This window comes from Geodermatophilus maliterrae (assembly GCF_041018925.1).
In the GTDB taxonomy this organism is placed as follows: domain Bacteria; phylum Actinomycetota; class Actinomycetes; order Mycobacteriales; family Geodermatophilaceae; genus Geodermatophilus; species Geodermatophilus maliterrae.
Map to the genome: position 1 here is coordinate 1 of NZ_JBFNXQ010000141.1, position 10,639 is coordinate 10,639.

Consider the following 10,639-nt stretch of genomic DNA (forward strand, 5'->3'; position numbering starts at 1 on the left):
CAGAGGTCGACGTCGGGCTCCCCGGTGCCGCCAATCCGGTCGAGCTCGGCCACCTCCGCCGGGCCGAGCACCCGTGCCGCGGCCTGCAGGTTCTCCTCCAGGTGCGCCACCGAGGAGGTGCCCGGGATGAGGAGCAGATTGGGCGAGCGGGCCAGCAGCCAGGCCAGCGCGACCTGCATCGGCGTGGCCTCCAGCCGCCGGGCGACGGTCTCCAGCGCCGCCGACTGCAGGGGCGTGAACCCGCCGAGCGGGAAGAACGGCACGTAGGCGATGCCCTCGCGGGCCAGCGCGTCGATCATCGGGTCGTCGTCGCGGTGCACGAGGTTGTAGTGGTTCTGCACGCACACCACCGGGGCGATCGACCGCGCCTCGGCGAACTGCTGGGTGGTCACGTTGGAGACGCCGAGGTGGCGGATCAGCCCCTGCTGCTGCAGCTCCGCGAGCGTCCCGAACGGCTCGGCCAGCGAGCGCTCCACGGGCGCGTCGACACCGGGCATCCGCAGGTTGACCACGTCGAGCACGTCGACGCCGAGGTGGTCGAGGTTGTCCTGCACGGCCGAGCGCAGCTCGTCGGGGGAGAGGGCCTCGGGCCACTCGCCCTCGGGCGTCCGCCGCGCCCCGACCTTGGTGACGATGGTCAGCTGCTCGGGGTAGGGGTGCAGGGCCTCGCGGATGATCTCGTTGGTGACGTGCGGGCCGTAGTAGTCGCTGGTGTCGACGTGGTCGACGCCGAGCTCCACCGCCCGGCGCAGCACGGCGACGGCGGCCTCGCGGTCGGCCGGCGGCCCCATGATGTCCGGGCCGGACAGCCGCATGGCCCCGTAGCCGAGCCGGTTGACCGTGCGGTCCCCGAGCGCGAACCGTCCTGACCTCTCGGCGGTCGTCGTCATGACGGCTCCCTACCCGGTCGGGCGGGCCTACGCGCGGGATCTCAGGCGGCCCGGCCGACCTCCGCGCCGAGCTCCGCGCCGACGGCCTGCCGCCACTGCCGGACGTCGGCGTCGACCCGTGCGGTCTCCCGGTGGTCGGCCCGCCGGGCCAGCAGGGCCAGGACGGTCCCCGCCAGGGCCAGCGCGGCGCCGACCCACATCGGCGCGGTGTAGCCCAGGCCCCCCGAGATGACCAGCGCACCCAGCGCCGCCCCCGCCGCGTTGGCCACGTTGAACGCCGCCTGGTTGGCGGCCGAGACCAGGCTGCCGCCGCGCACCCGGGCGGCCTCGATGACGCCGTTCTGCACGACCGGGCCCATGGAGAACGCCACGGTGCCGAACAGCACGAGCAGCACGACGGCGGCGACCGGCGTGCGCGCCAGGAACGCGAAGGCGGCGAGCAGGACCGCGGTGGCCAGCAGGCCGGCCGCGACGAAGGAGAAGCCGTACCGGTCCCCGAGCCGGCCACCGGCCAGCGTGCCGACCGTGGTGCCGACCCCGAACAGGGCCAGCACCGGCGTCACCCAGCCCTCCGGGATGCCGCCGAGCTCGGTGAGGATCGGGCTGACGTAGCTGTAGACGGCGAACAGCGCCGCGAAGCCGACCATCGTCAGGCCGAGCACCAGCCACACCTGCCCGCGGCGGAACGCGGCGAGCTCGGCGCGCAGGTCGCCGCGCTCACCCACCCCGGCCGGGACCCAGGCCAGCAGGCCGGCGATGGTGACCAGGCCGATGACTGCGATCCCGCCGAGGACGAACCGCCAGCTGGTCTGCTGGGCGACGAACGTGCCCAGCGGGACGCCGACCACGTTGGCCAGCGTGAGGCCGACGATCATCAGCGAGATGGCCTGGGTGGCCCGCTCCGGTGCGACCAGCCGGCGGGCGGCGACCGCGCCGACGCCGAAGAAGGAGCCGTGCGCCAGCGCGGTGAGGACGCGGGCGGCGGCGAGCGTCTCGTAGGTGGGCGCCAGTGCCGAGAGCGCGTTGCCGACGACGAACACGACCATCAGCGCGACGAGGGTCTGCCGCGGGGAGAACCGGACGCCCAGCGCGGTCAGCGTCGGGGCGCCGACGACGACGCCGACGGCGTAGGCGGAGATCAGCAGGCCGACGGCCGACACCGAGACGCCGAGGCCGGTGGCGATCTCGGGCAGCATGCCCATGACCACGAACTCGGTGGTGCCGATGCCGAAGGCGCCGACGGCGAGGGCGAGCAGGGCGCGAGGCACGGGGGAGTACTCCAGGGACGACGGCGGGAGGGTGGTGCGGACGGCGTCGTCCGTCAGGGGTGGTCCCGGTGGTGCATCGTCCGGGCGTGGGCGTTCATGCCCCGGACGCGGGGTGGGTCTGCTCACAGCGCGGTCCCGGCGTCGCGCCGGACGCCGGGACCGTGCCGCCGGCGTCAGGGCTGGAGCAGCACCTTCACCGCGCCGTCCTTCTTCTCGCGGAAGTCGGCGTAGGCCTGCGGCGCCTGCTCGAGCGGGACCCGGTGGGTGGCGAAGTCGTCGACGCCGAGCGGGTCGCCCTCGACGAGCAGCGGCAGGATGTCGGGCACCCAGCGCCACACGTTGGCCTGGCCCATGCGCAGCTGGATCTGCTTGTCGAACATCTTGTTCAGCGGCATAGGGTCGCTGGCGCCGCCGTAGACACCCGACAGCGAGATCGTGCCGCCGCGGCGGACGGCCTCGATGGCGGTGTTCAGCGCGGCCATCCGGTCGACGCCGACCACCTGCATGACCCTCTCCATGATCGCGTCGGGCACGATCGCGGTGGCCTTCTGCGCGATCGAGGCGAGCGGGGAGCCGTGCGCCTCCATGCCGACGGCGTCGATGACCGCGTCGGGGCCGCGGCCGTCGGTGGCGTCGCGGATCGCACCGACGACGTCGGCCTGGTCGGTGGAGCGGATGACCTCGGTGCCGCGGGCGATGGCCCGGGCGACGCGCTCCGGGACGACCTCGGAGGCGTACACCTTCTCGATGCCGAGGTGGTGGGCGATGCGGGTGCACATGTCGCCGATCGGCCCGAGCCCCAGCACCAGCAGCGTGCCACCGGGCGGCACGGCGGCGTACTGGACGGCCTGCCAGGAGGTCGGCAGGACGTCGGAGAGGTAGACGAAGCGGTCGTCCGGCAGGCCGCCGGGGACCTTGATCGGCAGCGTGTTGCCGAAGGGCACCCGGAGGTACTCGGCCTGGCCGCCGGGCACCTGGCCGTAGAGCTTGGTGTAGCCGAACAGCGAGGCGCCGAAGCCCTGCTCGCGGTTCTGCGTGGTCTCGCACTGCGACTGCAGCCCCTGCGAGCACATCCAGCAGGTGCCGCAGGAGATGTTGAACGGCACGACGACGCGGTCGCCCGGCTTCACGGCGGTCACCGCCGACCCCACCTCGCGGACGACGCCCATCGGCTCGTGGCCCATGACGTCACCCACCGACATGAACGGCGCCATGACCTCGATGAGGTGCAGGTCGGACCCGCAGATGCCGCTCGAGGTGACCTCGACGACGACGTCGGTGTCCTCCTGGATGGTCGGGTCGGGGACGGTGTCCACCTGTACGTCGGCACGGCCGTGCCAGGTCACTGCGCGCATGAGTCCGCTCCTCGGGTGCTCGTCCAGGGTCCTGTCCCGGCTCCTGCCCCATGTGAGCCTCATCGCGCCTGGTTCACCGCTCGACCGGCGTGTTAATGACGCAGCGTGAAGCCAGTTCGACGGGCCGTCGAATGACATCCGTGCAGTTCTGTGGACGGCGCCACATGACCGCGGCTGCGTACCCACCCGGTCAGGTCACGAAAACATAACGGCATGTTTACATGGGTCCCGTCCGCTCCCCCGGGCACCCCACGAGATCCCTGTCCCCGACGGAAGTCAGGTGCATGACCGAGCTCCACCCCGACCGCCTCTCCGACGGAGGGACCTCCCCGCGCACCGCCGCGGGCAGCCCCTCCCGCAAGGCCGCAGCGACGACGTCCGCCCGGCGCCGTCCCCCGGCCGGGACGGCGGCCCAGCGGAAGGCCCCGCAGCGACGTCAGGGGGAGGCGTCGCCGGCAGAGTGGTCCCGTCCCGGGGAGGACGGGGTCGTCCTCCGTCCGGCCCGCGGTCCGAGCCCGCGTCCGCGGCCGACGCCGCATCCCCGGTCGCGGCCCGACGCGGCGGCCCCGGTGGCCGACCTCGAGGTCCGCGCCGTCGTCGGCACCGCCGAGGAGTGTGCGGCTGCGCAGGACACCGACGCTCCCGCCGACGTCGCCGCCGAGGTGCGCTCGGCGGAGCCGGTGGCCGCCGTCGCCGACGCGGTCGAGCTGGTCCAGGCCGCCGACGCACAGGCGCTGGCCGTCGTCGCACCGGCGCCGGCCGTCGAGGTCGCCGCGGCCGCTGTCGAGGACGCTGCCGTCGCCACCGGGGACGCCGGGCTCCGGACGGGCTGGCACTCGGCCACCCGCCGGCTGCGCGCGCCCCGCCGCCGTCCGGGCTTCTACCTGGCCGCCGCCGTCGTGGGTGCCGTGGGGCTCGGCACGTCCACCGCCGGTGACGGGGTCGCGCAGGCCGGGGGTCCCACCTCCGTCAGCACGTCGGTGAGCGTGGCCGAGGAGCTCGGCATCCGCGGCGAGGACCTGTCGCCGGCCGCGCAGGCGGCGGTCATCGAGTCCGACGCCGCGGTGCTGCTCGACGAGGTAACCGCCAGCCGCACCGCCCGCGAGGCCGAGGAGGCCGCCGCGGCCCAGGCCCAGGCGGAGGCCGACCGGATCGCCTCGGAGGCCGCCGCTGCCGCAGCGGCCGAGGCCGCGCGTCCCCGAACGGTCCTGCCGGTCGACGGAGCCCGGCTCACCAGCACGTTCGGCCCCCGCTGGGGCACGCTGCACGCCGGCATCGACCTGGCCGCGCCGATCGGCACGCCGGAGTACGCGGTCGCCGACGGCGTCGTCCTGGAGGCCGGCCCGGCCAGCGGCTACGGCCTGGTCGTGTACGTCCAGCACGAGAACGGCGACGTCACCGTCTACGGGCACATGGAGGAGATCCTCGTGGAGCCCGGCCAGGTGGTCCGCGCTGGCGAGACCATCGCCCTGCTGGGCAACCGCGGGCAGTCCACCGGCCCGCACCTGCACCTCGAGGTCCACGTGGGCGGCATCGACGGCGAGCGCGTCGACCCGCTCCCGTGGCTGCGCGAGCGCGGCGTCGCCGTCTGAAGGAGGACCCCGCTGCCCCCGCCCGGCCGGTCCGGGCAGGGGGGCGGTCGGGGACACTGCCTGCAGGAGGTGGGCCGATGGGCGCCGGGCACGACCACGGGACCGCCGCGGGGGGCTCCCGCGGCCGGCTGGCCGTCGTCCTCGGGCTCACCGTCGCGGTGCTCGTGGCCGAGGTCGTCGGCGCGCTGGTGTCCGGATCGCTGGCCCTGCTCGCCGACGCCGGGCACATGGCCACCGACGCGCTCGGGATCGGGCTGGCTCTCGGCGCGGTCACGCTGGCGCAGCGTCCGGCCCGCGGCCGGCGCACCTTCGGCTGGCAGCGGGTGGAGATCCTCGCCGCCGTCGCCAACGGGCTGCTGCTCACCGGCGTCGCGGTCGTGGTGGTCGTCGAGGCGGTCCGCCGCGTCGGGGACCCGCCCGAGATCGACTCCGGGGTGGTCGTGGCTGTCGCCGCCGCCGGGCTGGTCGCCAACCTCGCCGGCCTGGCGCTGCTGCACCGCGGCCGCCGCGGTTCCCTCGCCGTCCGCGGCGCCCACCTGGAGGTGCTCGGCGACGCGCTCGGCTCGGTCGCCGTCCTCGTCGCCGGGGGCGTCGTCGCCCTGACCGGCTGGACGCCGGCGGACACGCTCGCCGCGCTGCTCGTCGGCTGCCTGGTGCTCCCGCGCGCGTGGGCGCTGCTGCGCGAGGCGCTCGACGTGCTGCTCGAGGCCGCGCCCCGCGATGTCGACCTCGACCGGGTCCGCGCGCACGTGCTCGGCGTCGAGGGCGTCGTCGGCGTCCACGACCTGCACGCGTGGACGATCACCTCGGGGCTGCCGGTGCTGTCCGCGCACGTCGTCGTCACCGACGAGGCGCTGGCCGCCGGTCACGGCGGGCGCGTGCTGGACGCGCTCGCGTCCTGCCTGGGCGACCACTTCGACGTCGCCCACTGCACCTTCCAGATCGAGGCCGAGGCGCACGCCGGCCACGAGGCGCCCGTCCACGACTGAAATCGAAGGACCCCGCTGCCCCCCACCGCTCGCGAGCTCGCGGCGGGACCCTGCACAGGGGCCACCCGGCGTCGGGGCACCGACGGCGGGCCACCCGGTCGGGGTCCGTGGTGGGACAGTGGGAGCCGCACGGACAGGTCGCAGGCAGGAGGCGCAGGTGGAGCACGGGCACCACTCGGGCATGTGGGTGCCCGACGAGCCACCCACGTGGGGGCGGCTGTTCCTGCCGCACCTCGACGCCTGGTCGGTCCTGCCGGTGCTCGCCCTGCTCGGCCTCGTCGCCTACCTGGTCGGCATGGTCCGGCTGCGCCGCTCGGGCGTGGCCTGGCCGTGGTGGCGGACGGCGTCGTGGGTCGCCGGGTGCCTCTCGCTGTTCGCCGTCACCGGCACCTGGCTCAACGGCTACAGCATGGTGCTGTTCAGCGTGCACATGTCGCAGCACATGGTGCTGTCGATGGTGGCGCCGCTGCTGCTCCTGATGGGCCGGCCGGTGACCCTGGCGCTGCGGGCGCTGCCGCGGGGGAGGGGCGTGGCCGGGGTTCCGCGCGCGCTGCTGCTCGACGCGCTGCACAGCCGGGTCGCGCGGTTCGTCTCGCACCCGCTGTTCACGCTGCCGCTGTTCCTGGTCAGCCTCTACGGCGTCTACTTCACGCCCGTCTTCGACGCCCTGATGGGCGACCCGATCGGGCACCAGTTCATGCTCGCCCACTTCACCGTGACCGGACTGCTCTTCTTCGGGCCGATCCTCGCCCAGGACCCGTGGCCGCGGCAGGTGGGCCACGGCGGCCGGATGCTCGAGCTGCTCGTCCCGATGCCGTTCCACGCCTTCTTCGGCGTCGCGATCATGATGGCCGGCTCGCTGGTGGTGCGGACCTTCGCCGAGCCGCCGGCCGGCTGGGGCGTCGACCCGCTGGCCGACCAGAACACCGCCGGCAGCATCGCCTGGTCCTTCGGCGAGCTGCCGACGGTGCTGGTCCTCGCCGTCGTGCTGTTCTCGTGGATGGGCTCGGAGGAGCGCCGCGGCCAGCGGATCGCCCGCGTCGCCGAGCGGACCGACGACGCCGAGCTCGAGGCCTACAACGCCCGTCTCCGCGCCATGGCGGGCCGCACCGGGAGTTGACCACCGGGTCGTCGCCGGCGACACGGCGGGACGCGCGCGTGCGATCGGCGACGACCCGGGGGTCGACGTGGCCCGCGTCTCAGCCCACGTGGACGGGCGCGTCGCCCGACGGCAGGTCCTCCTTGGTCGCCTTGACGAGCACCGCGGCCGCGACGGCGCCCAGGACCAGCAGGCCGGCCGCCCAGGTGAAGGCGGTGGTGTAGCCCTCGACCTGCGCGGCCAGGCCGACCGCCGGGTCCTGCGGGTCGGCCCCCGAGGTCAGGACGTCGGCGGTGTAGGCGCTGACGGCGCCCACCGACAGCGAGGCCAGGACCGCGGTGCCGATCGAGGCGCCCACCTGCTGGGTCGCGTTGAGCATCGCGCTGGCCGCACCGGCGTCGTGCTCCCCGGCGCCCACGAGCGCCAGGTTGGACAGCGGCACGAAGGTGAAGCCGAGGCCCAGGCCCAGCAGCAGCTGGCCCGGGAAGGGCAGCACCCAGAAGCCGGTGTCGACGCCGACGAAGGACAGCGTGAACAGCCCCGCGGCCGCCAGCAGCCCGCCGAGGACCATGAGCGGCTTCGGCCCGACCCGCGGCACCAGCGCGCTGGCCGCACCGGCCGAGACGAAGACGCCCAGCGTCGTCGGCAGCGAGGCGAGGCCGGCGACGACCGGCTCGTAGCCGAGCACCTGCTGGAAGTACAGGCTCAGGAAGAAGAACGCCCCGATCAGGCCGGCGCCGACCAGCGTCGAGGTCAGGTAGGCCCCGCCACGGTTGCGGTCGAGGACGATCCGCATCGGCAGCAGCGGGTTGCGGGTGCGCATCTCCAGCAGGACGAACAGCGCCACCAGCACCAGGCCGACGACGATGAACAGCCACGCCGCGCCGTCGGTCCAGCCGCTGTCCGGCGTCACCAGGGTCGGGTCGCCCTGCGCCGCCGCCCGGGCGTTGGCCGCCGCGGCCTCCGCGGCGTTGGTCTGCGAGGCCTCGGCCACGCGGGTGAAGCCGTAGACGATCGAGGCCAGGCCGAGCGTGATGAGCACCGCGCCGGGGATGTCGTAGCGGGTGTCACCGGGCGCCTTGCTCTCCGGGACGATCGGGACGGCCAGGACGATGGCGAGCAGCGCCACCGGCAGGTTGACCCAGAAGCACCAGCGCCAGTCGGCGTACTCGGTGAGCACGCCGCCGAGCAGCAGACCGACCGCCGAGCCACCGCCGGCGATGGCGCCGTAGACGCCGAAGGCCTTGGCCCGCTCCCTCGGGTCGGTGAACAGCACGGTCAGCAGCGCCAGGGACGCCGGGGCCAGCAGGGCGCCGAAGACGCCCTGCAGCGCGCGGGCGGCGAACAGCATCGCCTCGTTCTGGGCGATGCCGCCCAGCGCCGAGGCGACGGCGAAGCCGGCCGCGCCGACCAGGTAGGTCCGCTTCCGGCCCCAGTAGTCGGCGATGCGGCCGCCGAGCAGCAGGAAGCCGCCGAAGGTCAGCGTGTACGCGGTCACGATCCACTGCTGGGACGCCGCGGTGATCCCCAGGTCGGTCGACACGGCGGGCAGCGCGATGTTGACGATCGTGGCGTCGAGGATGACCAGCAGCACGGTCATCGCGATGACGCCGAGCGCCAGCCAGCGCTTCTCGTAGGGCTCGGTCGCCGCGGTCTCCGGACCGGCGGCAGGGGTGGACGACGCGTGGGTCATGAGGTCCTCAGGGGTCGTGCGGGGGGAGGAGGCCGAGTTCGTCGGCCGAACCAGCAAGGTAGCCCTCTGCAACCATGTCCCCGTGCCCGTTTCGCTGGTCGTGATGGCCGACACGCACCTGCCCCGGCGTGCACGTGACCTACCTCATGCCCTGTGGGCCGCGGTCGACGCCGCCGACCTGGTGGTGCACGCCGGCGACTGGGTCGACGTCGCGCTGCTCGACGCGCTCGAGGCGCGGTCCCGCCGGCTGCTCGCCGTCCACGGCAACAACGACCACGGGGCGCTGCGCGAACGGCTCCCCGAGGTGGCCCGGGCCGAGGTCGAGGGGCTGCGGATCGCCGTCGTGCACGAGACCGGCGACGCGAAGGGGCGCGAGCGCCGGTGCGCGGCCCGGTTCCCCGACACCGACGTCCTCTTCTTCGGGCACAGCCACATCCCGTGGGACACCGTGACACCCAACGAGGGCGCGCCATCCGGTCTGCGGTTGGTCAACCCCGGCTCGCCCACCGACCGCCGCCGTCAGCCGCACGGCACGTTCGTGACGGCCGTCGCCGCCGACGGCGTGCTGTCCGAGGTGACCTTCCACCCGGTTCCGCGCGAGCCCCGGCCGTGACGGCCGCGCGGTGACCGGGTCGGGGGCCCCGCCGGCCGCCCGCTGGCGGTACCTCGCCGTCGGGCTGACCGGCCTGGTCGCGGCCTGCGCCGCGCAGAACGGCCTGCCGTTCCTCACGGTCGCGCTGCGCCAGGAGGGGCTGAGCCTGCCGCAGGCCGGGCTGCTGGTCAGCGCTCCCACCGCCGGCCTCGTGCTGACCCTGCTGCCCTGGGGCGCCCTGGCCGACCGCCACGGCGAGCGCCTCGTGCTCTCCTGCGGCCTGGCGATCGCCGCCGGCGGGCTGACCGGCGCCGCGCTCGCCGACGCCGCGCTGCCCACGGGCCTGTGGCTCGTGCTCGCGGGTGCGGGCAGCGGCTCGGTGCACGCGGCCAGCGGCCGGCTGGTGCTCGGCTGGTTCCCGCCGGCGCAGCGGGGGCTGGCGATGGGCATCCGGCAGGCCGGGCAGCCGCTGGGTGTCGGGCTCGCCGCCCTGCTCCTCCCGCGGCTGGCCGGCGGCGGGCCCGGCGGGGCGTTCGCGCTGCTGGCGGCCGGCTGCGCGGTCGCCGCGGTGCTCGTGGCGCTGCTCGTGCGCGACCCGGCGCGCCCGCCACGTGCCGACGGCGCCCCGCGGCCCGCCTCGCCCTACCGCGGACCGGTGCTCTGGCGGGTGCACGCGGCCAGCACGCTGCTGGTGGTGCCGCAGTTCGCCGTCGCCGGGCTGGTCTTCGACTGGCTGGTGCACGACGCGGGGTGGGCCGTCGCGGCCGCCGGCACGCTGCTCGCGGTCACCCAGGTCGGCGGCGTGGCTGCGCGGCTCGGCGCGGGCGTGTGGTCCGACCGGGTGGGCAGCCGGCTGGGTCCCCTGCGCCGGGTCGCGGTCGCCGTGGCCCTCGCCGTGGGGGTGCTGGCCCTGGTCGCCGCACTGACGCCGGACGTCCTGGGTCCCGCCGTCGCTGCCGCGGCGGTGGCACTCGCCGCGGTGGCCACGGTCAGTCCCAACGGCGTGGCGTTCACGTCGGTGGCCGAGCAGGCCGGCAGCGCGTGGGCCGGTCGGGCGCTGGGCGCGCACAACACCGCGCAGAACCTGGCCGCCGCGCTGACCGTGCCGCTGGCCGCGCTGCTGGTCGACGCCGGCCCCGGCTACCCGGCCGCCTTCGCCGT

At 75.2% G+C, this 10,639-nt stretch carries 9 protein-coding genes; 5 read left to right on the forward strand and 4 right to left on the reverse strand.

Going from position 1 to position 10,639, the window contains the following annotated elements; all coding sequences use genetic code 11:
* From ABQ292_RS24750 to ABQ292_RS24760, 3 genes are all read right to left on the reverse strand, one after another.
* The coding region (locus ABQ292_RS24750; RefSeq protein ID WP_369210370.1) for an aldo/keto reductase family oxidoreductase at positions 1-890 on the reverse strand (890 nt) is incomplete at its 3' end.
* Between the two features lie 41 nt (positions 891-931).
* Positions 932-2,158: an MFS transporter gene (locus ABQ292_RS24755; RefSeq protein WP_369210371.1), complete on the reverse strand. Its 1,227-nt coding sequence runs from the start codon at positions 2,156-2,158 to the stop codon at positions 932-934.
* A gap of 173 nt (positions 2,159-2,331) precedes the next feature.
* Entirely contained in the window at positions 2,332-3,513 is a 1,182-nt protein-coding gene (locus tag ABQ292_RS24760) for an alcohol dehydrogenase catalytic domain-containing protein (RefSeq protein WP_369210372.1), read from the reverse strand.
* A gap of 569 nt (positions 3,514-4,082) precedes the next feature.
* Between ABQ292_RS24760 and ABQ292_RS24765 the strand changes: the two genes are divergently transcribed.
* The 3 genes from ABQ292_RS24765 (at position 4,083) to ABQ292_RS24775 (ending at position 7,214) form a co-directional block, all read left to right on the forward strand.
* The gene (locus ABQ292_RS24765) at positions 4,083-5,105 is read left to right on the forward strand and encodes a M23 family metallopeptidase (protein WP_369210373.1); all 1,023 of its coding nucleotides are present in this window, start codon (positions 4,083-4,085) and stop codon (positions 5,103-5,105) included.
* A 77-nt stretch (positions 5,106-5,182) separates the two neighbouring features.
* On the forward strand, positions 5,183-6,094 hold the full coding sequence (locus ABQ292_RS24770) for a cation diffusion facilitator family transporter (RefSeq protein WP_369210374.1): 912 nt from the start codon (positions 5,183-5,185) through the stop codon (positions 6,092-6,094).
* 157 nt (positions 6,095-6,251) lie between these two features.
* The gene (locus ABQ292_RS24775; protein ID WP_369210375.1) at positions 6,252-7,214 is read left to right on the forward strand and encodes a cytochrome c oxidase assembly protein; all 963 of its coding nucleotides are present in this window, start codon (positions 6,252-6,254) and stop codon (positions 7,212-7,214) included.
* Between the two features lie 79 nt (positions 7,215-7,293).
* On the opposite strand, the gene ABQ292_RS24780 is transcribed toward ABQ292_RS24775, so the two are convergent.
* Positions 7,294-8,886 carry an MFS transporter gene (locus tag ABQ292_RS24780; RefSeq protein ID WP_369210376.1) on the reverse strand — a complete coding sequence of 531 codons (1,593 nt, stop codon included), beginning with the start codon at positions 8,884-8,886 and terminating at the stop codon, positions 7,294-7,296.
* An 82-nt stretch (positions 8,887-8,968) separates the two neighbouring features.
* Here ABQ292_RS24780 and ABQ292_RS24785 point away from each other — a divergent pair, with 82 nt between their 5' ends.
* Positions 8,969-9,499 (forward strand): metallophosphoesterase family protein, encoded by a 531-nt coding sequence (locus tag ABQ292_RS24785; RefSeq protein ID WP_369210377.1) that lies wholly within the window; start codon positions 8,969-8,971, stop codon positions 9,497-9,499.
* 10 nt (positions 9,500-9,509) lie between these two features.
* On the forward strand, positions 9,510-10,639 hold a 1,130-nt coding region (locus ABQ292_RS24790), incomplete at its 3' end, for an MFS transporter (protein ID WP_369210378.1).